At 69.9% G+C, this 23,774-nt stretch carries 23 protein-coding genes; 6 read left to right on the top strand and 17 right to left on the bottom strand.

What is annotated here, in order from left to right:
• The 5 genes from AB0H81_RS20765 to tnpA all read right to left on the bottom strand — a co-directional run.
• Window positions 1-377, bottom strand: a 377-nt coding sequence (locus AB0H81_RS20765; RefSeq protein WP_358376736.1) for a potassium transporter TrkG, incomplete at its 3' end; no start/stop codon positions are given.
• Window positions 374-538 (bottom strand): hypothetical protein, encoded by a 165-nt coding sequence (locus AB0H81_RS20760; protein WP_358376733.1) that lies wholly within the window; start codon window positions 536-538, stop codon window positions 374-376. The genes AB0H81_RS20760 and AB0H81_RS20765, both read right to left, overlap by 4 nt.
• A 167-nt stretch (window positions 539-705) precedes the next feature.
• Window positions 706-2,106 (bottom strand): APC family permease, encoded by a 1,401-nt coding sequence (locus AB0H81_RS20755; RefSeq protein ID WP_358376730.1) that lies wholly within the window; start codon window positions 2,104-2,106, stop codon window positions 706-708.
• Between the two features lie 302 nt (window positions 2,107-2,408).
• The gene (locus AB0H81_RS20750; protein WP_358376727.1) at window positions 2,409-2,813 is read right to left on the bottom strand and encodes a GNAT family N-acetyltransferase; all 405 of its coding nucleotides are present in this window, start codon (window positions 2,811-2,813) and stop codon (window positions 2,409-2,411) included.
• Window positions 2,814-2,951: 138 nt separating this feature from the next.
• A complete protein-coding gene (gene tnpA / locus AB0H81_RS20745; RefSeq protein WP_358376724.1) occupies window positions 2,952-3,368 on the bottom strand; it encodes an IS200/IS605 family transposase in 417 nt (138 codons plus the stop codon).
• Window positions 3,369-3,390: 22 nt separating this feature from the next.
• Between tnpA and AB0H81_RS20740 the strand changes: the two genes are divergently transcribed.
• Window positions 3,391-4,542 (top strand): RNA-guided endonuclease TnpB family protein, encoded by a 1,152-nt coding sequence (locus tag AB0H81_RS20740; RefSeq protein ID WP_358376721.1) that lies wholly within the window; start codon window positions 3,391-3,393, stop codon window positions 4,540-4,542.
• A 90-nt stretch (window positions 4,543-4,632) separates the two neighbouring features.
• Here the strand turns inward: AB0H81_RS20740 and AB0H81_RS20735 are convergent, their stop codons facing one another.
• From AB0H81_RS20735 to AB0H81_RS20695, 9 genes are all read right to left on the bottom strand, one after another.
• Window positions 4,633-5,037 (bottom strand): hypothetical protein, encoded by a 405-nt coding sequence (locus AB0H81_RS20735; protein WP_358376718.1) that lies wholly within the window; start codon window positions 5,035-5,037, stop codon window positions 4,633-4,635.
• Between the two features lie 276 nt (window positions 5,038-5,313).
• Window positions 5,314-6,762 (bottom strand): hypothetical protein, encoded by a 1,449-nt coding sequence (locus AB0H81_RS20730; RefSeq protein ID WP_358376715.1) that lies wholly within the window; start codon window positions 6,760-6,762, stop codon window positions 5,314-5,316.
• 36 nt (window positions 6,763-6,798) lie between these two features.
• Window positions 6,799-7,485, bottom strand: a complete 687-nt coding sequence (locus AB0H81_RS20725) for a response regulator transcription factor (protein ID WP_358376712.1) — start codon at window positions 7,483-7,485, stop codon at window positions 6,799-6,801.
• 5 nt (window positions 7,486-7,490) lie between these two features.
• Window positions 7,491-8,621 carry a histidine kinase gene (locus AB0H81_RS20720; protein WP_358376709.1) on the bottom strand — a complete coding sequence of 377 codons (1,131 nt, stop codon included), beginning with the start codon at window positions 8,619-8,621 and terminating at the stop codon, window positions 7,491-7,493.
• 60 nt (window positions 8,622-8,681) lie between these two features.
• Window positions 8,682-9,704: a LacI family DNA-binding transcriptional regulator gene (locus AB0H81_RS20715; RefSeq protein ID WP_358376706.1), complete on the bottom strand. Its 1,023-nt coding sequence runs from the start codon at window positions 9,702-9,704 to the stop codon at window positions 8,682-8,684.
• 244 nt (window positions 9,705-9,948) lie between these two features.
• A complete protein-coding gene (locus AB0H81_RS20710; protein WP_358376703.1) occupies window positions 9,949-11,406 on the bottom strand; it encodes a non-reducing end alpha-L-arabinofuranosidase family hydrolase in 1,458 nt (485 codons plus the stop codon).
• Between the two features lie 16 nt (window positions 11,407-11,422).
• Window positions 11,423-13,450, bottom strand: coding sequence for an RICIN domain-containing protein (locus AB0H81_RS20705; protein WP_358376700.1), 2,028 nt, complete (start codon window positions 13,448-13,450; stop codon window positions 11,423-11,425).
• On the bottom strand, window positions 13,447-13,635 hold the full coding sequence (locus tag AB0H81_RS20700; protein WP_358376697.1) for a hypothetical protein: 189 nt from the start codon (window positions 13,633-13,635) through the stop codon (window positions 13,447-13,449). The genes AB0H81_RS20705 and AB0H81_RS20700 overlap by 4 nt, the downstream gene beginning before the upstream one ends.
• A 442-nt stretch (window positions 13,636-14,077) precedes the next feature.
• Window positions 14,078-15,532: an endo-1,4-beta-xylanase gene (locus tag AB0H81_RS20695; protein ID WP_358376694.1), complete on the bottom strand. Its 1,455-nt coding sequence runs from the start codon at window positions 15,530-15,532 to the stop codon at window positions 14,078-14,080.
• 505 nt (window positions 15,533-16,037) lie between these two features.
• Between AB0H81_RS20695 and AB0H81_RS20690 the strand changes: the two genes are divergently transcribed.
• From AB0H81_RS20690 to AB0H81_RS20680, 3 genes are all read left to right on the top strand, one after another.
• Window positions 16,038-16,775 (top strand): phosphotransferase, encoded by a 738-nt coding sequence (locus AB0H81_RS20690; RefSeq protein WP_358376691.1) that lies wholly within the window; start codon window positions 16,038-16,040, stop codon window positions 16,773-16,775.
• Between the two features lie 179 nt (window positions 16,776-16,954).
• A complete protein-coding gene (locus tag AB0H81_RS20685) occupies window positions 16,955-17,362 on the top strand; it encodes a YciI family protein (RefSeq protein ID WP_358376689.1) in 408 nt (135 codons plus the stop codon).
• Window positions 17,359-18,504 (top strand): DUF6596 domain-containing protein, encoded by a 1,146-nt coding sequence (locus AB0H81_RS20680; RefSeq protein ID WP_358376686.1) that lies wholly within the window; start codon window positions 17,359-17,361, stop codon window positions 18,502-18,504. Before AB0H81_RS20685 ends, AB0H81_RS20680 begins: the two co-directional genes overlap by 4 nt.
• Window positions 18,505-18,793: 289 nt before the next feature.
• Here AB0H81_RS20680 and AB0H81_RS20675 read toward each other — a convergent pair whose 3' ends face one another.
• The 3 genes from AB0H81_RS20675 to AB0H81_RS20665 form a co-directional block, all read right to left on the bottom strand.
• Window positions 18,794-19,678 (bottom strand): amidohydrolase family protein, encoded by an 885-nt coding sequence (locus AB0H81_RS20675; RefSeq protein ID WP_358376743.1) that lies wholly within the window; start codon window positions 19,676-19,678, stop codon window positions 18,794-18,796.
• A 176-nt stretch (window positions 19,679-19,854) separates the two neighbouring features.
• Complete coding sequence (locus tag AB0H81_RS20670) at window positions 19,855-20,403, bottom strand: GNAT family protein (RefSeq protein WP_358376683.1); 549 nt, start codon at window positions 20,401-20,403, stop codon at window positions 19,855-19,857.
• Between the two features lie 51 nt (window positions 20,404-20,454).
• Entirely contained in the window at window positions 20,455-21,450 is a 996-nt protein-coding gene (locus AB0H81_RS20665) for an AsnC family transcriptional regulator (RefSeq protein ID WP_358376681.1), read from the bottom strand.
• 117 nt (window positions 21,451-21,567) lie between these two features.
• On the opposite strand from AB0H81_RS20665, the gene AB0H81_RS20660 reads away from it, so the two are divergent.
• The gene (locus AB0H81_RS20660; RefSeq protein WP_358376678.1) at window positions 21,568-23,091 is read left to right on the top strand and encodes an MFS transporter; all 1,524 of its coding nucleotides are present in this window, start codon (window positions 21,568-21,570) and stop codon (window positions 23,089-23,091) included.
• On the top strand, window positions 23,088-23,648 hold the full coding sequence (locus AB0H81_RS20655) for a GNAT family N-acetyltransferase (RefSeq protein ID WP_358376675.1): 561 nt from the start codon (window positions 23,088-23,090) through the stop codon (window positions 23,646-23,648). The genes AB0H81_RS20660 and AB0H81_RS20655 overlap by 4 nt, the downstream gene beginning before the upstream one ends.
• Window positions 23,649-23,774: the final 126 nt, after the last annotated feature.

Genomic DNA, 23,774 nt, shown 5'->3' with positions numbered 1-23,774 from the left:
ACCTCCCCCATGAACCTGTATTTCTCCGCGGCCTGCGCGAAGATCCTGGCCCGCAGGCCGAGACGACCCGCCACCAGGACGGTGAACAGCGTGGCGAGCGTCATGATGCCCAGCCCGCCGATCTGGACGAGGCCGGCGATCACCAATTCCCCGAACACCGACCAGTGGGTCTCCGTGTCCACCACCACCAGCCCGGTCACGCACACCGCCGAAGTGGCGGTGAACAGCGCGGTCACGAGACCCACCCCTACACCTGACTCGGTGGCGATCGGCAGCACGAGTAGCGCGGTGCCGATCAGGGCCACCGCCGCGAAACCGACGACGATCACCTGGGCCGGGTGGTGGAAGCGGTCGAGGACGCCGGAGGCGCGTCTCATGCCTCGATGCCCCGTCCGCGCGGTAGCCCGTACCAGGGGGGGACGTCACGCTCGTCGTCGAGGGCGCGTGCCACGACGATGCCGGTGGACGCCAGGCCGGCGCCGCTGAACAGCGCCCCGGACCACGCCGGCTCGGCCGGCGTGGTCAGCAGGGTGGCCACGATGAACCTCCGGTCGATGTTCGCGAACGTGGAGCCTTGCCGACCGGATGTCCCGGCGCACCGCGCCCACCGTAACAGCAACCCTTCGCCCCGTCTCCACTCGGTGGTCACGACAGGGGGCGCTCGGCGCGGACCGGCGTTCGCCCGCGGTGTCGTTCAGTGTCCCTTCATCGTGAGAGGCTCTCGTTGCCACGCTTTCGCCGGGCGAACCAGGTGACCCCCCACAGCACCATGCCGATCGCCAGCAGCACGCCCGCGATCTCGTACTGGCCGGCCGGACGCCCGGAGGACCACGGCAGGACGAGATACACGCACGTGATCGTTCCCAGCACGGGCAGGACGCGGCCCGCGTTGAAGTGCCGCACCTCCGCCTTGTCCTTGCGCAGGGCGAGAACGGACACATTGACGAACGCGAATACCGCGAGCAGGAGCAGCGACGTCGTCCCGCCCAGCAACGCCACGACCGGGCTGTCGGGGTTCAGCGAGAGAACGGCGATGAGGCCGATGGCCAGGGCGGTGGTGAACAGGATCGACATCCACGGCGTGCGCCGAACGGGGTGGACCCTCGACAGGAAGGGCGGCAGCACTCCCTGCTTGCTCATCCCGTAGAGCAGCCTGCTGGCCATCAGCATGTTGATCAGCGCGGAGTTGCCGACGGCGAACATCGAGATGAACGGCATGAGGTTGGTGATCGGGAAAGCGGGAGCCGCGGTCTGCACCACCTCGACGAGCGGGGTCTCGCTCGCGGAGAGCCGGCCGACCGGGACGACGGCGACGGCGCAGATGGACACGAGCACGTAGATCAGACCGGTGACGCCGAGCCCGGTGAACATCATGCGAGGAAAGATCCGTACCGGATCCTTGGTCTCCTCCGCCATGTTGACCGAGTCCTCGAACCCCACCATCGCGAAGAAGGCCAGCGACGTGGCCGTGCTCACCGCCAGGAACACGCTTTTGTCCGTGGGGCTCTCGAAGGCGACGACGCGGGAGAAGTCGGCCTGCCCGCCGGCGATGAAGTACAGGCTGAGCAGGATGACGAGCAGCAGCCCCGAAAGCTCTACCGCGGTGAGCACGATGTTGACCTTGACGCCCTCGCTGACGCCTCGCAGGTTGACGGCCAGTATCAGCAGCATGAACCCCACGGCGATCAGCAGGATGACGCCGTTTCCGGCGTCGATGCCGAATCCGGTGGCGAGGTTCGCGGCGAAGGCCCGCGACGCCGCCGACGCCGAGGTGATGCCCGAGCACATCACGGCGAAGCACACGAGGAAGGTCAGGACATGGACGCCGAAGGCCTTGTGCACGTAGAGTGCGGCGCCGGCGGCTTGCGGATACTTGGTGACCAGCTCGAGGTACGAGCATGCCGTGATCAGGGCGACGGCGAACGCGATGGCGAACGGCAGCCAGGCCGCGCCGCCGACCTCGCCGGCGACCTCGCCCGTGAGGGCGTAGACCCCGGTTCCGAGAATGTCGCCGATGATGAACAGCAGCAGCAGACCCGGACCCATCACCTGCCTCAGCGCGGGCTGGCCGCCGGCGGTCTCCCCGGATGGTCTGGTGTGGGTCATGGCCGTCCTTCTCATGAGTTCGACCGGCGAGTCGGCGGCCGGTCAGGAATCCGCGTTCAGGGTCGTCGTCAGATGCCCGGTGCCGCTGTGCGCACCACTTCGATCTACCCCGCACGGAGCGCCCGTACACCGTATGGCCTGTGGGGAGAACCGTTCCGGCCCGGCGAATCAACGGGGGACCACTCGTGGTGTGCCGCGTTCCCGTGCCAGTGCGCTGAACCGGCGTTCGAGTGCGCCGAAAGCGGCTTCGGCGGTGAGCATGGTACGCGTCGTGACATAACCCAGTTGATGGTTGACGCGCGTCATGTAATCGTTGCCCGCGTCCACGTTCGTGACCACCAGGCAGATGTCCGCCGCTCGGCCAGCAGCCACCGCATCATGGCCGCCTTCGCGGTGCGGCCCAGCCCGCGACCCCGGTGCCTGGGCAGGACGGCCGTGTCCTGCTGGACGGCCGTGTCGGGCATACCGGGGAAGATCTCCAGCTCTGTCAGGCCGACCACGGTGTCGCTCGCCTCGTGCACGACCGCGACGGTCCGGTGTTCGACGCCGCGCCGGCGCGCGTCATGCTCTGCTTGCCGCACTCGGGGTACGGACCAGTGCGGGTGACGGTAGCTGGAGTCTCCGATGGGGGCGTCGTGGATGGCCCCGCGCGCTCGCGCGTAGGAGCCCACGAGGGTGTCGGGCGCGGCTCCCGTCCATCGTTCCAAGCCATGACCGGGCGGCACGGGGGCCTCCCAGAGTGCTGGCGGGCGTCGCGGGGGTGCTACCCGAATGCGGGCCAGTGCTCCGGCGTTCACACCGGGGGTGAAGGCCCGCGCGGGAGGGCCGCCAGGCCCGAGCGTGCCCTAAACGGGACGGTTCTGCTGCTCGATGTACTGGCGCAGGACGCTGACCGGTGCGCCGCCGACGCTCCCGGCGAAGTAGGAGCCCGACCACAGCTTGTTCGCTCGGTAGTAGTGGGCGGCAAGTTCGGGGAACTCTTGGCGCATCCTGCGCGAGGAGACGCCCTTGAGGCTGTTGACCAGCTTGGACAGGGCGACCTTGGGCGGGAAGTTCACCAGCAGGTGAACGTGGTTGGCCTCGCCGTTGAACTCGGCCAGCTCGGTCTCGAAGTCGGCGCACACGTCCCGCATGATCTCCTCCATGCGTTCCAGATGGGCTCCGGTGAATACCGGATGCCGGAATTTAGTCACGAAAACCAAGTGCGCGTGTAGCACGAAGACACAATGCCTGCCGGTTCTTACGTCTCCATATTCAGCCATAAACCAATGGTAGGATCATGGTGTGCAGCTTCGTTACAACTTCCGCATCTACCCGACGCCTGGTCAGCGTCAAGCGCTGGCTCGGGCGTTCGGGTGTGCGCGGACGGTGTTCAACGACGGGCTGCGCATGAGGCAGGAAGCACACGCGGCCGGACTGCCGTACCTCTCCGACGGGGACCTGTCCAAACGGGTCATCACCGCCGCGAAGAAGACGCCGGAACGGGTCTGGCTGGGCGAGGTGTCGGCCGTGGTGTTGCAGCAGGTGCTCGCGGACCTGAACACCGCCTACCGCAACCTCTTCGCGTCCCTGTCAGGCAAGCGGAAGGGGGCGAAGGTCGCCCCGCCCCGGTTCCGGTCCCGCAAGGACAACCGGCAAGCGATCCGGTTCACCAAGAACGCCCGGTTCGTGATCACGCCTGGCGGGAAGCTGCGCCTGCCGAAGATCGGGGACGTCCCGGTTCGCTGGTCGCGGGACCTGCCATCCGAGCCATCCAGTGTGACCGTGATCAAAGACGCGGCGGGCCGGTACTTCGCCTCGTTCGTGGTCGAGACCACGCACGAGGCGCTTGGCGAGGCGACGCCCGAGGTGGGCATCGACCTGGGCCTGACCCACTTCGCGGTGCTGTCGGACGGGCGCAAGGTGGACAACCCGCGTTTCCTGCGCCGCGCCGAACGCCGGTTGAAGAAGACACAGCAGGCGCTGTCTCGCAAACAGAAGGGCTCGGCGAACCGCAAGAAGGCCGTCGCCAAGGTCGCCAAAGCGCACGCCAGGGTGGCCGACACGCGCCGCGACTGGGCACACAAGCTCTCCACGAGCATCATCCGCGACAACCAAGCGGTGTACGTGGAGAGCCTTGCCGTGTCCGGGCTCGGCCGTACCAGGCTGGCCAAGAGCGTGCACGACGCCGGGTGGTCACAGTTCGTGACCATGCTCGCCTACAAGGCCGCGCGGCACGGGCGGACATTCGGCAAGATCGACCGTTGGTTCCCGTCGTCGAAGCTGTGCTCGGCGTGCGGGACGGTCGCCGAGTCGATGCCGCTGGACGTCCGATCGTGGGAATGCCCATGCGGCGCCGCCCACGACCGGGACGTGAACGCGGCGATCAACATTCTGGCCGCCGGACGGGCGGACAGGCTAAACGCCTGCGGAGGGACCGTAAGACCCGCCGCCTAAGGGAGGGCCGGACCCGTTGAAACAGGAAGCCTCAGAGGTGCCGCACGCGCGGTACGGGCTGAATCTCCAGCCTTCAGGCCGGGGAGCGCGTCAACTCGCCCAGATCCACGTCCACATGCCCCGCTGGCGGTGGTGGTCCACCGGGCACCACAGCAGGTATCGGCCTTTCTTCAGGACCACTGTGAGCGATGTCCTTCCTCCGGGCGGGATGACCGCGGAGGTGCTGCGGACTCCGGGCCCCGCGACCGACAGCGCGTGCCGGTGCCAGCCCACGTTCTTGATCCTGAAGTGCACGGTGCCGGTCCTGAAGCCATGCCTCGGGAGCGCGATGAAGAAGTTTCCCTCCCTCACCGGGACGACGGCCGTGCCGCCGGTACCGGCGGGGACCTGAGGCGTCGCCATCGCGGCTGGAGCGCCGACCGTCAGCGTCAGCGCGGCTGAGGCCAGCACCGCCGCCAGGCGGGTCGTCGGCCCGGAACGAACTGAAGTGAACATGATCGCCATCCCTTCATCGCGGTACTACCGATGTCGGCCATGGCGGAGGCCGCTTACGTGCCCCTACATACGTGGCGGTCACCCCATGAAAGCCTCTTGAGGTCCTCTGGTGTTCACCATTTCGAGCCGCGCATCGCCGCTCCTGGGACGACGACAGTGTCGGCCGCCTGCTGGGACGGGGTGACTGCGGCGCGCCCACGGCCGGTACGGACATCGCGCAGGCAGGACGTGGCGGTCGATGCGGTGGCGTGACCGTCCGGCCGGCCGGCGCGCTGGTCAGGTGCGTGATGTTCTCGCGACGCCGTCATCTTCGGCCGAGGTCGTGCGCCTCCGGCGGGCCGGAGCGTTCGACGAGGGGCGACCGGTGCGGAGCCTGATGAGTGCGATGAGCAGCACCGCGACGGAGGACCAGGCGGCCCAGTCGCCCAGGCTGGTGTAGACGGTGGAGGCGCCCTGCTGCGGCAGCGCCGCGAGCACCGTGCTCACTCCGGGCTTGCCGCTGTGGCCTTCGGCCAGCACCCGCCCCCGGGTGTCGCTCACCGTGAGGACGCCCTGGCGGGCCGCGCGAGCCACCGACAACCCGCTCTCCACCCCGCGGACCATCGCCATGCGGCTGTGCAGCCAGGCGTCGTCGTCGAAGTCCCAGGCCGGGGCGAGCAGCGCGGTGGCGCCGGCCCGGCGGTACTGCCGCACCAGCCAGGGGAAGTCGAGGTCCTTGCAGATGATCAGGCCCGTCGTGGTCCGGTCGAGGAGGGTCAGCGCGCGTCCAGGCGTGAACTCGGACTCCAGGCCGGGAATCATGTGGTGTTTGTCGTAGCGGGCGCCGGACGGGCCGGCCAGAGCGGTGTTCGTCCGGGTCGCGCCGGTGCCGAGCGCGACGCCGGCGACGACCGCCACTCCTGGCCTGGCCAGGGGCAGGCGGGTGGTGCCCGTCTCGAACGTCTTCTCCGGCAGCACCGCGATCTCGGCGCCGCGGGCGGCGGCCGCGTCGATGGCCTCACCGTACCGGTGGAGCAGGTCGCGCCCCTGCGGGGAGTCCAGTTCCGCGGTGTCGCGCGGGTCGTCGGTGGAGATCAGTGCGACCTTGCGGTGCGGCTCGCCGCTCTGGCCGGTGCCGAGCCGGGCGAAGCCGTACCCCAGAGCCAGCGCCAGCAGCGCGCCGGCGGTCGCCGCGACGTGGAGCCGGTGTGTCGCGCCTGGTGCGAGTGACACGGCCACGGCGGCGGGCGCGAGCTGGAGCAGGAAGGTGATCCCCCAGACTCCGGTGACGGAGGCCGTCTGCAGGACGGGCAGCACGCCGGCCTGGGTGTAGGCCAGGCTCCACCAGGCGCCGTGCGGGCCGGCCAGCGCCATCAGGTATTCGACGCCGACCCACAGCGCCGGTACGGCGAGTACGGCGAGCAGCGGCCGCCGCCGCGCCAGCAGCGAGCGGTGAAGCAGCACGCCGAGGCCGAACAGCAGCGCCGGCCCGGCGAGGAGACCGGCCGCCAGCGGGACGGGCATCTCGAGTGCCTCGGTGAAGTACGGCCACATCTGCAGCTGGCTCCCGAGCCAGGCGAGGGCGCCCGCGGCGAATGCCGGGCCGCCTCTCACCCGCGGAGCGGCGAACAGGACGGGCAGGGGAGCGAGCCAGGTCAGCCAGGCCACGGGGTGCAGGCCGGTGCCGAAGTGCAGCAGGACAGCCGAGGCGAGGGCCGCGGCGAGCGGAATCGGGACGCGTCTCATGACGACGATGCTGCTCGCGGCCGCCCCCGTGGCGCGTCAGTCGTGAGTGTGATCTCCGATGTCACTCTCACCGGCGATCACCAGGCCGCACTCGTAGGCGAACACCGCCGCCTGCACCCGATCCCGCAGGTCCAGCTTGGTCAGGATGCGGCTGACGTGCGTCTTGACCGTGTGCTCGGTGACGACGAGCGCGGCGGCGATCTCGGCGTTGGACAGTCCGCGGGCGACCAGCCTGAGCGTTTCGCGCTCCCGCTCGGTGAGCGTCTCCAGCCGGCCCGCCAGCCGCGGCATCGGGCCGTGGGCCGGCCGTCTGACCAGGTTCTCCAGCAATCTGCGGGTGGCGGCGGGCGCCAGCAACGCCTCGCCGCCGGCGATGGTGCGCACCGCGTGCGCCAGCTCGTCGCGGCGGATGTCCTTGAGCAGGAAGCCGCTGGCCCCTGCGCGAACGGCGTCGTAGACGTACTCGTCCAGGTCGAACATGGTCAGGACGAGCACCTTGGCGGAGGTGGTCGCGCAGATCTCCCGAGTGGCTTCGATGCCGTTCTTTCCCGGCATCCGCACGTCCATCAGGACCACGTCCGGACGCAGCCGCCGGGCCAGCGCGATCGCCTCGTCACCGCCCGCCGCCTCGCCCACCACCAGCATGTCCGGCTGGGCGCCGAGGATCAGGCCGAACCCGGCCCGGAAGAGATCCTGATCGTCGGCGATGAGCACGCGCAGCATGTGCGCTATTCAAGCGGAAAGGCGGCTCTGACGATGAACCCGCCGTCCTGTCCCGGTCCCGTGCTGAGCGTCCCGCCGCACGCGATCGCCCGTTCCCGCATGCCGATCAGGCCGTAGCCGCTGCCGCCGCGACGCGGCCCGCCGCCCTCGTCGGCGATCTCGGCGAGCAGTTCCTCCGAGGTCCACCGCAGTCGCACCCGTACGGCGCGCACCCCGGCGTGTTTGCGCACGTTGGAGAGGGCTTCCTGCACGATCCGGTAGACGGCGGCTTCGAGGCTGCCGGGCATCTGCCGCCGCTCGCCTTCCACGGTCATGATCACGTCCAGGCCGCTCCGTTCGGCCAGTGAGGCGAGTCCGTCCAGGCGCGGCTGGACCGGCCCGAGGTCCTCCGCGGAGGGATCGGCCGGTGTGCGCAGCGCCGTGAGCAGGCCGCGCAGCTCGGTGAGCGCGCCCCTGCCGGTGTCGGCGATCGCGTCGAAGACGGCCTCAGCCCTGGGCGCGTCGCTCCGTGCCACCACGGGTCCGGCTTCGGCCTGAACGACCATCAGCCCGACGGAGTGAGTGATGATGTCGTGCATGTCGCGTGCGATCCGCGCCCGCTCCTCCGCCACCGCGGCGATGTGCTCCTGTTCACGGCGACGTGCCCGCTCGGCCAGTTCGGCGGTGCGCGAGCGGTTCGCCCGGGCGCTGGTGCCCAGCGCGTAGGCGGCCACGAAAGCGGTGCCGACCAGGCGGAAGGTCTCACTGTTCTCCCCGGGCAGCGCCAGGGACATGCCGACGACGGCGGCGATCGCCGGGATCGCGGCCAGTCGCTTCCCCGTGGGGCTGAGGTCCGCGATGGTGTAGACGGCGACCAGGGGACCGAAAGGGAGGAACGGCTTCTCCCAGAAGACCATGAGGGTCATCGCGGCACCGGCGAGCAGCGCTACGGCCATGGGCGCGCGCCTGCGCCAGTAGACGGGTGCGGAGGCGAGCACACCCAGAGCGATGATCCACCAAGCCTTCGGATCGGGCACCAGCAGCGGACCGATGGTAGCCGCGATGGTGGCCGCCGCGATCGCGCCGTCGGCCCGCCGCCCGGAGAGCCTGGCAGCCCAGGCCATCGGCGCCCCGCTGACGTGACCCGCGTTGGTCATCCGCCCATTATCAGTCGCAGCCGGACGGACTTCGGAACGGTCGTGACGAGCGAGGAGGGCTCAGGCGGGCGGAGGTGGGGGAGGTCCGGTGCTGTCGCGTACGACGAGTTCGGTGGCCAGCTCGACGCGGCTCTGCGGCGGTTGCTCGCCATGGGCCAGCGTCAGCAGCATCGAGGTCGCCGCGGCGGCCATCTCGGCGAGGGGCTGCCGGATGGTGGTCAGCGGCGGGATGGCCCACCGCACCGACGGCATGTCGTCGAAGCCGATCACGCTGAGATCGTCCGGGATGCGCAGGCCGAGCTGACGGGCCGCGTGGTAGACGCCGATGGCCTGGCCGTCGTTCGTGGCGAAGATCGCGGTGGGCCGGTCGGGCAGGCGCAGCATGCGGTGCGCCTCGGCCATCCCGCCCTCGATGAGGAAGTCCCCCCGGCCGATCAGCTCCGGGTCGACGGGCACACCCGCCATGTCGAGGGCGGTTCGGTAGCCGTCGAGACGGGCCCGGCTGGACAGCGCGGAGTCGGGGCCGGTGATGATGGCGATGCGGCGGTGCCCGAGCCCCAGGAGGTGGCGGGTGGCCGTGAGCCCGCCGTTCCAGTTGGTGGCGCCGACCGATGGGATGTTCCGCGCGGGGGCGTCGGCCGGATCCAGCAGGACCAGCGGGATCTCGCGGCGGGCGAGCTGTTCGTGCTGGGTCTCGGTCAGGCCCGAGAACACCGCGATCACGCCGCTCGGGCGGCGCCGCAGCACACCTTCCAGCCAGGCGTCGGCGGCGGTGTGGTCACGGCGCAGGTCCGAGATCGCCACCGTGAGGTCGCGCTTACGTACGACCTCCGCCACCCCTTTGGTGATCTCGACGGGATAGTCGCCCTCCAGTGCGTGGAAGACCAGCTCCACCATGGCCGTCGGCGGGGAGCGGCGGCGCTGGCGGCGGTAGCCGTGCCGGCGGATGAGCTCCTCCACGGCGGCGCGGGTTTCGGACGACACCTCGGAACGGCCGTTCACGACCTTGGAGACCGTCGCGGTGGAAACTCCGGCCAGCTCGGCGAGCTGAGCGATGGTGAGCGGGGACGACTCCATGGTCATGGCGGCAGTCTAATCAGGGAGTGCGGGGAGGCGGGCGGTGCCGGCTTACCAAGATCAAGGCACGGTAAGCCGGTGTCGGCGTCGCTGGTCGCGCCGTACGCCGCCCGCTCCTGCCGTTGACGGAGGGGCGGCCCGGATCGCCGGGCCGCCCCGCAACGGTGTCCGAGCCGGAGGGCCGTCTAGCGGAAGGGCGCGAGCAGGCGGCCCCACCACGCCGGCTCCGAGCCGGACCCGTGTCACGCCGTCAGCGCTGCCGTGTCAGCAGGCCCGGCCGGTAGGGCCACTGGCCGTAGTCGCCGCCGGAGTTGGGATTGCGTCCCTGGTAGAGCAGCTGCAGGTTGCAGGGATCAACGGTCATGGTCTGGTCGGCGCTGACCCGGATCAGCTCGCCGTGGCTGATGTCGTTGGTCCAGGTGGCGCCGCTGTTGGCCTTGCCGGCGAAGGGGTTGCCCTCGCTTGCGGCCTGGGGTGTCCAGGAACCGTTCAGGCTGGTGGCGGTGAACGAGCGGAAGTAGCGGCCCTGGGCGCCGATCGCCTCGACGATCATGAGGTACTTGTTCAGGTTCTGGAGCTTGTAGACCTGGACGGCTTCGAACAGGTTGTTGGTCGTGTCGCTCATGATCACGGTCGAGGTGGAGCCGAAGCTGCCCGGGAAGTTCCCGATGGGCATGCTGGCCCGGTAGATCTTGCCGTTGTCGCCGGCGAAGAACAGGTACATGTTCGTGCTGTCACCGATGAGCGTCTGGTCGATGGGGCCCGTTTGGGAGCCCGAGATGCCGCCGGAGAAGAGCACCTGCTGCGATGACCAGCCGTTCGGGTTGGCGGGGTCGTTGGAGGTCCGGTAGGAGAAGGCGGTCCCGCCCCACTGGTAGGCCAGCACCCAGATGTTCTTCGGGGCGAAGTACAGCAGCGTGGGCGCGACAGTGCCGGAGGACATCGTGTTCTGGCTGGCCGAGGCCATGTCGGACCAGTTGGTGAAGGGGGTGAAGTTCATCGAACCCCAGCTCGATCCCGTGTCGTGCGTCGTGGCGTAGACCAGGTGCTTGCCGTTGTAGGGGGCGACGGTGAAGTCCTTGAGCGAGACCCATCCCGGCTTCGGCTGCGCCAGCGGGCCCGTCGAGGTCCAGCGGTACGTCGACGGAAGGTCGCACGTACCGGGGTCAGGGTTGCCGCCGCCGACCTTGACGAGCTGCCATTGCTGGTTGTTGCCGCCCCAGTCGTCGTACTGGACGATGTTGGCGCCGTCGGCCGTCGAGGCGCCCTGGACCTCCAGGGCCTTGTTGCTGTTGCGCGAGATGAACCTCACGTAGCCGTCGGAGCTGTCGGCCAGCCGCCACTGCTGGTTGGTGCCGTTGTGGTCGGTCCACTGGACGATGTTGGCGCCGTTGGCGGTGGAGAAGTTGTAGACGTCGAGCACCTTGCCGGAGTGGCGGGACTTGATGCGGTAGTAGCCGCCGCCGGAGTCGACGAACTGCCACTGCTGCTGGTTGCCGTCGTTGCGGGTCCACTGGGTGATGCGGCCGCCGTCGGCGGTCGAGAGGTTGTAGACGTCGAGCGCCTTGCCGCTGTTGCGGTTGACCAGGACGTACCAGGCGTTGGTGTCGACGGTGGCCGCATGGGCCGGCTGGGTGTGAAGAGCCACGAACAGGCTCGCCAGTAAGGTGGCCACCGTCGCGAGGACGGCCAGGGGTCTGAAGGTCACGATACGCCTTCCTGTGTCAGGGGGTGGTGAGGTCGAAGCGGTGCACGGTCACCGCGCCGCCGAGCGACTGGGTGGCATAGTTGAAGATCCCGAAGCGGTAGCCCATGAAGAACTGCCAGGCGTTGTTCAACGTGAAGGCCGGGCCGAGGCTCACGAAGGTGCTGCCGTCGGTGCTGTAGGAGAAGCGGGCCTGCCGGCCGGACCCCGGCCGGATGTCGGCGTTGACCCGCAACCAGATCCGGCCGCCCGAGATGGTCGCGCTCGCCGCCTCGGTGCCGGTGCCGGTGGTCTGCCACGAGCTGTTCATGGTCAGGCCGTTCGTCATCACGACCCGGTTGACGCCGTTGTCGCGTTTGACGCCGACCCAGGCCGACTGGTCGCGCAGCATGGCCAGCCCGGCGCGGTCGCCGTTGGCCATCTGCGTGTAGTCGAGCTCGATCGTGGCGGTCGAGGACGGGCCCTGGATGCGGTGGGTCAGCGTGTTACGCGCGTTGTAGAGGTCGCCTGTGACGGTCGCGGTCTGCAGGCGCAGGCCGTTGCCGGTGGAGAAGCGGCTGGTGTCGGGGTTGTGGTTCCACTCCCAGCGGTGCCCGAGGCTGCCGGAGGTGAAGGTGTCGGGACCGATCATGGACGCGACGGTCCGGCTGGTCGTGATGTTCGGCTTCGGGTAGGTGGCCCCCCAGCGGCCGTTGACGGTCTGCACCGTCGGCCAGTCGCCGCTCCAGGTGATCGGGGCGAGTGCCGGGACGCGGCCGCCGGGGTAGGCGTCGACGAACGACATGTAGTACCAGTCGCCGTTCTGGGTCTGGACGAGCCCGCCCTGATGGGGAACGCCGCCGCCGGAGATGGGGCCGGGCATGTCGAGCAGGACCTGGCGCATCTCGTACGGGCCCCAGGGCGAGGTGGAGCGGAGCACGTACTGGCCGTTGGCGGGGCGCGTCAGCCAGATGTAGTAGTAGCCGTTCCGCTTGTAGAAGCGGGCGCCCTCCAGCGTGCCGACGTTGCTCGGAGTCTGGAACACCTGCTGGGCGCGCACCTGGCTGAGCCCGTCGGCGGAGAGCTGGGCGACGCTGATGGTGCCGTTGCCGTAGGCGACGTACATGGTGTCGTTGGTGTCGATCAGCAGGCCGGCGTCGTAGTAGCAGTTGTTGATCTGCGAGCGCTTGGTCCACGTGCCGTCCACGGCGGAGGCGGTGTAGACGTAGGTCCGGTTGAACTCGACGCAGCCGATCCAGTAGTAGGTGCTGTTGCTGGGCCGGTAGTTCAGGGTCGAGGCCCAGATGCCCTTCACGTACGCCCGGCCGCCGTTGAGGTCGTAGGCTCCGGAGTTGAAGTCGAGCCTCGGGACCGAATGCCCGGCGTACTCCCAGTCGACCAGGTTGTAGGAGCGCAGGATCGGCGCGCCCGGCGAGTAGTGCATCGTCGAGGCCGAGTAGTAGTAGGCGTCGCCGACCCGGATGATGTCACCGTCGGCGAAGTCCTGCCAGACGACCGGGTTGGTGTAGGTGCCGCCCGGATCCGGGTTGCCGCCACCGTCGGCCTTGACGAGTTGCCATTGCTGGTTGGTGCCGCCCCAGTCGTCGTACTGGACGATGTTGGCGCCGTCGGTGGTGGAGGCGCCCTGGACTTCCAGGGCCTTGTTGCTGTGGCGGGAGATGAATCTGACGTGGCCGTCGGAGCTGTCGGCCAGGCGCCATTGCTGGTTGGTGCCGTTGCCGTCGGCCCATTGCACGATGGCGCCGCCGTTGGCGGTGGAGAAGTTGTAGACGTCGAGGACTTTGCCGGAGTGGCGGGATTTGATGCGGTAGTAGCCGCCGCCGGAGTCGACGAACTGCCATTGCTGCTGGTTGCCGTTGTTGCGGGTCCATTGTGTGATGCGGCCGCCGTCGGCGGTGGACAGGTTGTAGACGTCCAGGGCTTTGCCGCTGTTGCGGTTGACCAGGACGTACCAGGCGTTGGGGTCGACCGTCGCGGCCGACGCCTGGGGCGTGAGGAACACGCCCACGAGCAGCAGGGACGAGAGAACCGCGAGCAGGCGCCTCACAGGAACCTCCAGAGGTTGTCGTTCGCGCCGTTGTCGTCGGCGAGCAGGACCTGCGCACCCTGCGAGGGCGGATCCGGCCCAGGGAATGCGGCCAGGGCGGGGGATGCGCCGGCTGTCCGGCCAGTGACCGGGAGCGCGGCGGTCGCGCCATCGGCCTGGGAGACCTGACGACGGCTCAAGGACATGCGGAGCTCCTTGGCTCGAAGTCTGTGAGCGCTAACATTTTTCCGTCGGGAGCGGTGCGGCTTCCTCCGTTGAGCTCGTTGTCGCGGAGTACATCCGACGGTCCGGCTCGGCGTCAACGAGGGCTGTTCGCCGTCGACCTGGGCGTCGCCGTCGGAACGCCTTCCCGCGTGGAGTTTTGCCGCCGAGAAGATCGTGTCGCACCGCTCGCGCAGGATGAAAGTTTCACAGAAGTCACTCGATGGCGGCATGGTAATTTTCGGCGGATCACAAGTTAAGGTGCTGCATCGTAGCCGTGGCATGCGATGGGGGAGTGAGGAGTGGCTCACCCTCCCCCGACCCTGCCCGCTCGGGCCGAGGGAGGGCCGCACCAGGGATGCGGTCAGCAGGTGGAGCGGGTCCGGGCCGGCAGGCACAGGCGCCAGGGCGGCCCGTCGGTGAAGCTCACGCGGTGCCCGCGTTGTAGGTCCACTTCTGGTTGCTGCCGCCCCAGCAGCTGTACAGCTGCAGCCCTGTGCCGTTGCCGGTGCCGGCGCCGACGGCGTCGAGGCACAGCCCGGACTGTACGCCCACGATCGTGCCGTCGGAGTTGACGCGCCATTTCTGGTTGTCGCCACCCCAGCAGGAGTAGATCTGGATCTTGGCGCCGTTGCCCGTGCCCGCGGCGTCCAGGCACTTGTTGCCGTAAACCTTCAGTTCACCTGCTGAAGTCTGCGTCCACTGCTGGTTGCTCTGACTGTTGCAGTCCCACAGATGCACCGCGGTGCCGTCGGTGGTGCTGGAGTTGGGCACGTCCACGCAGCGGCCGGAGGCCGTGTTCCTGATCTGCCCCGCGTCGCCCCCGCCGGGTGTCGTGCCTCCGCCGTTGAGCGCGTTGAGCACCGCGGTGTAGGCGGCCTTCTTGTTGCCGTTGCTGTCGAAGAGCAGAGGGGCGGCGCCGGCGCCGAGCCAGGAGTCGCTGTCGCGGACCCCCCAGACCGAGATGCCGGTACAGCGCGGCACCGCCAGGCAGTCGTTGACGACGTTGGCGTACGTGGTGGCGGAGCCGCCCTGGATGTCCAGCTCGGTGATCTGCACGTCGACCCCCAGCGCGGCGAAGCTCTGGATGGTCGTGCGGTAGTTGCTGTTGTAGGGGCTGTTGCCGTTGAAGTGCGACTGCAGGCCGACGCAGTCGATCGGCACGCCGCGGGCCTTGAAGTCCCTGACCATGTTGTAGACGCCCTGGGTCTTGGCCCAGGTCCAGTTGTCGATGTTGTAGTCGTTGTAGCACAGCTTGGCGGCCGGGTCGGCGGCGCGCGCGGTGCGGAAGGCCACCTCGATCCAGTCGTTGCCGGTGCGCTGGAGGTTGGAGTCGCGCCGCCCGCCGCCGCTGTCGGCGTAGGCCTCGTTGACCACGTCCCAGGCGTAGATCTTGCCCTTGTAGTGGGCCATGACGCCGTTGATGTGGTTGATCATCGCCTGGCGCAGCGGGCTGCCCGACATCGGCCGCATCCAGCCCGGCTGCTGGGAGTGCCAGGCCAGGGTGTGCCCGCGCACCCGCTTGCCGTTCTGCACGGCCCAGTTGTAGACCCGGTCCCCGCCGCTGAAGCTGAACTGCCCCGGGTTGGGCTCGGTGGCGTCCATCTTCATCTCGTTCTCGGCCGTCACCATGGAGAACTCGCGACCGGCGATCGTCGTGTAGGCGGAGTCGCCGAGCTTGCCCGAGGCGATGGCGGTGCCGAAGTAGCGGCCGCTCTGCGCGGCGGCCGCGCCGAGCGTGCTCGCCGCGGCGTCGGCCGGAATCGCCGGCGCCAGTGCCGTGATCAGGCCGAGTGCGCCGAGCGCGCCGAGGACCAGCGTCCGGCGGCGCGCGCCGAGCGGCCGTCGGGCGGTAGGTGGGGACATGGCGTTGACACCCATGCTTGAGCCTCCATATGCGGATCATGGGGGAACGATCGTTCGGGTCACCCCCGGGGGACCGACGCTGCGCCCGGTGGGGACGTACATCGCAGGCGTCGGGACGGTGGCTCCCCTGCTGACCGCCACCGAGCCGGTGGGGGATCGCCTCAGGCCCGAGTGTGGGAATCCGACCGAAAGTTGTCAAGCATATGGAGAAACTTTCGGAGGCTTCCGTGGCGCCGAGGCTGGTTGCGCTGGCTCGACAGGTCAGGGGTGGCCTTGAAAGTTTCGGACAGGCCCATCGGGCGGGCCGGATGAAAGTTTCACCGGGCGACGCTCTCGCTGATCGACTGCCGCCGGACTCGATGATTCGAGGTCTCCGCCGACCCGCCGCACGTCAAGACGGGACACCATACGGTCGGTGTCGTGCACGCCCGCCGGCCGGCGGCCTCGACGCGGTCAGCCGCGTGGCCGCACCCGACAAACCCGTGGCGACCTCGATGATCGCCCCGTGATAATGGCCGACGTGGAAGAGGTCGAGGTCGTCGTCGCCCACCACGAGCGCGCGACCCTGCGCGTCGGCGACGTGTTCCTGAAGATCGACCCCGATCGGGCGCGCACCGGCGTCGAGGTCGAGGCGATGGCCATGGCGCCGATCCCGACTCCGGAGGTCCTGTGGCGCAAGCCGCCCGTGCTCGCGCTCGCCGCCCTCCCGGGGACGGCACTCGGCCGCCTCGGCGAGCCGTCGACCGCGTCGGCGGCGGCGTGGGCCGCGGCGGGTGCCGCCGCACGGGTGTTGCACGACGCGCCGCTGCCGCCATGGCCCGGCCGGAGCAGCGACGAGCTCGCCTCGCTCCTCGACGGCGAATGCGAGTGGCTCGTCACGAACGGCGTCCTTCCCGCCGACCTGGTCACACGCAACCGGCGGGTTGCCGAGGCTGCGCTCCGGCCGTGGACCCCGGTGTTCACGCACGGCGACCTGCAGGTCAGCCACGTGTTCGTCGACGGTGACGAGATCACCGGCGTGATCGACTGGTCCGAGGCGGCCCAGGGCGATGCCCTGTATGACCTCGCCGTCCTGACGCTCGGACATGAGGAGCACCTTGGCGACGTCGTCGCCGGCTACGGCACCCACGTCGACCTCGACGTGATCCGCGCGTGGTGGTCGTTGCGAAGCCTGCTGGCGATCCGCTGGCTGATCGAGAACGGCTTCGACCCGTACTCGCCAGGCTGCGAGGTCGACGTGCTGAGATCCCGGATGTGAGGCTTCGCGAGCCGACGGCCACGGGTGCCGTTCTGCCGCATCGAGCGGGCCATCTCGTGAAGCGACGCTCCTGCCGTCGGTACAGGTCACGACAGTGAGATCTGTCAATCGGCGACAACGCTCCGTCCCCGCGGTGAACACCGGCCACAATGGGTCGTACCGCACGAAGGAGAACGACGATGGCCAAGTACCTGCTGCTCAAGCACTACCGGGGCGCGCCGGCGGCGGTCAACGACGTGCCGATGGACCAGTGGACGCCGGAGGAGGTCTCGGCCCACCTTCAGTACATGCGTGACTTCGCCGCCCGGCTGCAGGGCACCGGCGAGTTCGTCGACGCTCAGGCGCTCTCCCCGGAGGGCACGTTCGTCCGTTACGACGGCGAGGGACGTCCGCCGGTCACCGACGGCCCGTTCGCCGAGACCAAGGACCTGATCGCCGGCTGGATGATGATCGACGTCGACAGCTACGAGCGGGCGCTCGAGCTGGCCGCCGAGCTGTCCGCCGCTCCGGGCGCGGACGGCGAGCCGATCCACGAGTGGCTCGAGGTGCGCCCCTTCCTGACCGAGCCCGCCACGGTGAGCGAGTGAACGAGTCGCTGCTGAGGGAGCTGGTGCCCGCGGTGATCGGTGTCCTGGTCCGTCGCGGAGCCGACTTCGCGGCAGCCGAGGACGCCGTGCAGGACGCCCTGGTCGAGGGCGTGCGGGTGTGGCCGGACGACCCGCCGCGGGACCCCAAGGGCTGGCTGGTCACCGTGGCCTGGCGTAAGTTCCTCGACGCCGCCCGCGCCGACACCTCCCGGCGGCACCGCGAGGTACGCGTCGAGAACGAGCCCGGGCCCGGCCCGGGCGAGGCGGTGGACGACACCCTCCGGCTGTACTTCCTGTGCGCGCACCCGTCCCTGACACCGGCCTCGGCCGTCGCGCTGACGCTGCGCGCGGTCGGCGGCCTGACCACGCGTCAGATCGCGCGGGCGTACCTCGTGCCGGAGGCGACGATGGCCCAGCGGATCAGCAGGGCCAAGCGGACCGTCTCGGGCGTCCGGTTCAACCAGCCCGGGGACGTCGCCACCGTGCTGCGCGTGCTCTACCTGGTCTTCAACGAGGGCTACTCCGGCGACGTCGACCTGGCCGCCGAGGCGATCCGGCTCACCCGGCAGCTGGCGGCCAGGACCGACCACGAGGAGGTGGCGGGCCTGCTCGCGCTCATGCTGCTGCACCACGCGCGGCGCCCGGCGCGGACCGGCCCCGACGGCAGGCTCGTACCTCTGGCCGAGCAGGACCGCGGCCTGTGGGACACCCGCCTGATCGCCGAGGGTGTCGACGTGCTGCAGGCCGCTCTCGCCCGCGACCGGCTGGGCGAGTACCAGGCCCAGGCCGCGATCGCCGCGCTGCACGCCGACGCCCGCACGGCCGAGGAGACCGACTGGGTGCAGATCGTCGAGTGGTACGACGAGCTGGTGCGCCTCACCGGCAGCCCGGTGGCCCGCCTCAACCGGGCCGTCGCGGTCGGCGAGGCCGACGGCCCGCGGGCCGGCCTGGCCGCCCTGGCCGAACTCGACCCCGCCCTGCCCCGCCACACCGCCGCCGCGGCGTACCTGCACGAGCGTGACGGTGACCCGGTGACCGCGGCACGGCTCTACGCCGAAGCCGCCCGATCAGCGCCCAGCCTTCCCGAACGCGACCACCTCACGCGACAGGCAGCGCGGCTCAACACGCAACTGCGCGGTTGAGCGGCGGGCAGTTCGCCGCCCGACCGCTCGGTGCGCAGGTACATCAGCCCCTCCTCGCCTTCGGCGCAGAAGAAGCCGAGGTGGGCGGACAGCTCGGGCGGCGTGAGGCCGGCCGGCGCCTCCCGCCACTCCTCGGCCGCCTCCGCCTCGAGGGGAAGGAGGCTTTCGGGGCCCGTGCCGAGCGCGATGGCGAGGCAACTTCCTGGGCGGCGCCATCGGACGCGCCACCGGCAGCGGGGGAAGCCGCCCCACACCCCGCGTTTCGTGTGTGCCGGCCGGCTTGACGGCGCTACAGGCCGAACAGGTCAGCCGCGTTGTCGTGGCATACGGCCCGCAGCCAGTCCTGCCCGAGTCCCAGCCGTTCCAGGGCGTGCAGCTGGTGCAGGTACGAGTAGGGGATGTTGGGGAAGTCGGAGCCGAGCAGGACGCGGTCACCGAGGGCGACGAGCCGCGGCAGAGCCCGGCGAGGGAACGGCATGAGGGCTTCGGTGAAGTCGGTGAACGCCATCGTGGTGTCCAGCCGTACCTGGTCGTGGCGTTCGGCGAGATCGAGGAACTCTTCGTACTCGGGCATGCCCATGTGCGCGACGATCAGCCGCAGCCTCGGGTGGCGGGCGAGCACTCGCGCGATGGGCTCAGGGCCGGTGTGCTTGCCGGGCACGGGCCCGGAACCGCAGTGCATCACCACGGGGATCCGGGCCTCGGCCAGCAGGCCCCACGTGCGCTGGAGACGTTCGTCAGCCGGATCGTACGCCCCCACCTGTACGTGAGCCTTGAACACGCGGGCCCCTGCTTCGACGGCCTCGCGGACGTAGGTCTCGACGTCCGGCTCAGGGTAGAGCGTCGCGGTGTGCAGGCAGTCGGGGGTGCGGCGGGCGAAGTCGGCCGCCCACCCGTTCAGCCACCTGGCCATGCCGGGTTTGTGGGGGTAGAGCATCGCGGTGAAGGCCCGGACCCCGAACCCCCGCAGCAGAGCCGTCCGCTCCACCTCCTGCTTCCGGTAGGTGATCGGCCACTTCAGCCCGCCGATCAACGGCCCGTTGGAGTCGAAGTAGTCCCAGACCTTGTGCAGGACACGTTCGGGCATGAAGTGGGTGTGGACGTCGATCAGCCCGGGAAGACCGAGCCCGCCCCAGAAACGGCGGACCTCACCGGCCTCCTCGCCCGAAGCCATGCGGGTGGAACTCACCTGGTACCGCCTCTCTCTCGAACGACCTGCGGCTGTCACAAGGCCGGGAATCGCGAGGCGAACCTCGCCGGTCCCTGCTGCGAGGGGTGATGACAGGGACCCTCACAGGCGCTCACCGACCGCTCCATGCTGCCCTGAAGCCCCGAGGCGATCGGTATGGCTCACACCTCTGGAAGGGAGGGATCGGGTTTCCAGGGGGCGGGCGCGGTGATGGACCAGCGTTCATGGTCGCGCCAGGCCCCGTCGATGTAGAGGTAGGCGGGCGACAGCCCTTCGTAACGGAAGCCCAGGCGCTGGGCCATGGCCAGGGACGCCTTGTTCGCCGGCTGAATGTTGGCCTCCAGCCGGTGGAGCCGCAGGTCGGTGAAGGCGTGCCGCAGGATGAGGGTGAGCCCGTCGGTCATGTAGCCCTGCCCTGCGGACGGGGCGAAGGCCGCGTAGCCGAGGGACGCGCCCTGGTAGCGGCCCCGGATGATCGAGTTGATGTTGACCGTGCCGGCGGCTGCGCCGGTCTTTCGGACACGGATCAGAAAGCCCAGGTTGATGCCGCCGTCGAAGCGGCGCATCCAGGCCTGGAACTCCTCCGCGGTCGCGGGCAGCTGCATCCATGGCAGGTGCAGGTCGGTGCTGGCTCGCACGAGCGAGCAGAACTCGTCCTGGTCGGCGAGGGTGAGCGGATGCAGTTCTACCCGTGATGACATTTCAGACATGGGCCAACGTTAGGGCCAGTTGGCGCGGATCCTTGCCCTGGGACGATCGTCTCAACCCGAGGGTGGCACGAGGAGTGTGCCGGCGCCCTTGACCCGGCGGACGACGGGCGCGGTTTCGGCCTGGAGTACGCCGTCGAGTGCGCCGATGCGGGTGGCCAGGTAGTCGTAGAGGGCGTCGGCGTCGCGGCAGACGACGAAGGCGACCACGTTGGCCGGTCCGGTGGTGGCGGCGGCGAAGCCGATCTCGGGGTGTGTGGACAGGGCTTGGGTGACGGTGGTCAGCGCGGCGGGGGCGATCGTGAGCCACAGCATGACTTCGGTGGTGTGGTCGAACAACAGAGGGTCGGCCTCGACGGCGAAGTGCAGGGTGTTGGTGCGGCGTAGCTGGTCCAGGCGGCGTCGGACGGTGGTTTCCGACCAGCCGGTGGCGCGGGCCAGGTCCGGATAGCCGGTGCGGCCGTCCTTGGCGAGTTCGGTGAACAGTGCGTTGTCGGCGTCGGTGTGCTTGAGGTCGTGGCCGGTGTGGGGGCTCGGTGTCGAGGCGGGTCGCAGATCGTCGATCTGCCGGGGGGTGAGCGCGGCGGTGCGGCCTGGCCAGCCGCTGGTTCCCGCCACGGCGCGGAGCAGGCAGTGCGCGGTGACCGCGGTGATGCGCGGGGTGCGGGGCAGTTTCTGCAGCAGCAGCTCGCCGTCCTTGGCTCCGGCCGCGCCGCCGCTGGTTCGGGTGATACACGTGATCTCGGTGCCGCCGGAGATCAGGCTGACCCATGAGGTGTCCTGGCGGCGCGCCAGTGCGGCTGCCACCGCGGTGGCGGCGTCGGGGGTGCATCGCAGGCGGACCAGCCAGTCGACGTGGCCGAAGTGCCGGCCGTCGGGCAGGCCCACCACGCGCACGGCGCCGGCTGAGCGCAGTCGCCGGTAGCGGCGGGCGATCGTGCGGTCGGAGGTGCCCAGCACGGCGGCGAGGTGGCTGAACGCCGCACGGCCGTCGATCTGCAGAGCGTGCACCAGCTGCCGATCGAGTGCGTCAAGGGTGAGTGGATCCACCGCCAGACCGTAGCAGCGTGTCGGAAAGCGCCGTATCTGCCACGGATGCGCCTGCGACTTGGGGATATCTGGAAATCTCTGCGCGGCATGTCCGTAATCGTGGAGAGGTGAGAGCCCGTGCGCAGATGGCTTCCGTTGCTGGCGATCTCGTTGAGTACATTCATGCTGCTGGTGGACCTGACCATCGTCAGCGTCGCGGCCCCCGCCATAGCCGGCGACCTGCACTCCTCGTTCGCGGCGCTGCAGTGGACCGTTGACCTCTACGTGCTGGTGCTGGCCGCCCTCATGATGGCGGCCGGGTCGATCTCCGACCTGCTCGGGCAGCGCCGGGTGTTCGTCGCCGGCTTGGTGATCTTCGCGGTCGCCTCACTCGCCTGTGCGATGGCGCCCGACACCGCCGTCCTGATCGCCGCCCGGGGCGTGCAGGGTCTTGGCGCCGCGGCCATGTACGCCACCAACGCGGCGCTGCTGGGCAGCACCTACACCGGCCGGGACCGATCGGTGGCCTTCGGTGTGTGGGGAGCGGCCAACGGCGCAGCCGCCGCGGCCGGACCCATTCTCGGCGGCCTGCTGACCGAGCACGTGGGCTGGCCGGCGATCTTCCTGGTCAATCTGCCGGTCGCCGCCGTCGCCGTGGTGATCGCCATGCGGGCGATCAACGAATCCCGCGGCTCGAACGGCGGCCGGGTCGATCTGCCCGGCACCGCCACGTTCACCCTCGCCGCCACCTTGGTGGTCTACGGCCTGATCCGCGCCGGAGAGCATGGATGGACCGATCCGGTCACGGCCGGCGTCCTGCTCGCCGGAGCCGCCACCGCCGTGGCGTTCGTCCTGGTGGAGCGGAGCCACGCCCACCCCATGATCGATCTGTCGTTGTTCCGGCAGCGCTCCTTCTCGGCCCTCATGCTCGCCGGGGCGGCGCTGACCGCCTCCGCGTTCGCCCATCTCGTGTTCGTCTCGCTGTGGGCACAGTCGGTCGCCGGTCTCAGCCCCATGATGGCGGGGCTGGCTCTGACCCCGCTGGCCGCCGTCGCCTTCGTGGTCGCCGGCGCCGGTGGCCGGCTGCTGCACAACGTCGCGCCGCGGCACTCCATCGGCTGGGGCCTGCTGCTGGTCGGCGCCGGAACCTCACTGGGCATGCTCCTCGGCCCGGACTCCGGCTGGAGCGTGCTGATCCCCTCGCTGTGCCTCACCGGCCTCGGGGTGGGGCTGGCCTCCCCGGTGCTCGCCTCCGCGGCGCTGACCGCGGCGCCGCCGCACCGAACCGGCATGGCCAACGCGGCCATGAACACCTTCCGGCAACTCGGCTACGCCATCGCCCTTCCCCTCCTGGCCACGGTATCGGCAGGGCAGGCCGAAGGGGTGCTGGCCCGCAGCGGCTCCTTCGCCGACCCCGGCGCCGCGGCGAAACAACTGACCGGCGGCGCGTACCCGCACCTGCTCGCCCAGGTCCCCACCGGCACGCGACCGGCCGCAGAGCACGTCCTTCGCAGCGCCTACGCCGCAGGACTCGACGCGACCTTCCTGCTGAGCGGCATCATCGCCCTGATCGCCGGTGGCGTGGTGCTGGCACTGGTCCGCAGCTCGTCCGCCCCATCCGAGCCCGCAACGAACTTCGCACCCAGATCGGTATCCCCATGAACCCGGACCACCACCGCCCATCGCCGGGCAGCACCGGCTGCGACGACCCGATCCAGATCAGACCGGTCCGCCGGGCAGAGCTTGCCCTCCTGCAAGACATCGAGCGCGCCGCGGGGCGTTGCTTCTTCGACATCGGCATGCCGCAGATCGCCGAGGACGAGCCCCTGCCCCAGGAGGAACTCGCCCGCTACCTGAGCGCCGGCAGGGCCTGGGTCGCCACCGACCCCGCGGACCTGCCGGTCGGGTACCTCATCGCAGACCTCGTGGACGGCAACCTCCACATCGAGCAGGTCTCGGTACATCCACGCAACGCGCGCCGCCGGGTCGGACGCCGGCTCGTCGACCACCTCGCCGGCCAGGCGACGGCCGCCGGGATACCGGCGCTCACCCTCACCACCTTTGCCGACGTGCCGTGGAACGCGCCCTACTACGCCCGCTGCGGGTTCGTCGTCCTCGACGACGCCGATTTGACACCCGGCCTGCGCGCCGTACGCCAGCGCGAGGCCGCGCACGGCCTGGACCGCTGGCCCCGCGTTTGCATGCGCCGCGACCTGTGAAGCCCCTCGCCGGCCGCCGCAGCGGGCAGCGGGCGAAAGCGCGGTGAGCGCGGTGGTGACGCCGGTCGGATCGGTCCGTTCGCCGAGCCCCGCTGATGCCCGGTGCGGCAGCCGCGGACGGGCTTG

Origin of the sequence: Nonomuraea sp. NPDC050691, assembly GCF_040654455.1 — a bacterium.
Lineage (GTDB): Bacteria > Actinomycetota > Actinomycetes > Streptosporangiales > Streptosporangiaceae > Nonomuraea.
This window is presented reverse-complemented; position numbering and strand designations above follow the sequence as displayed.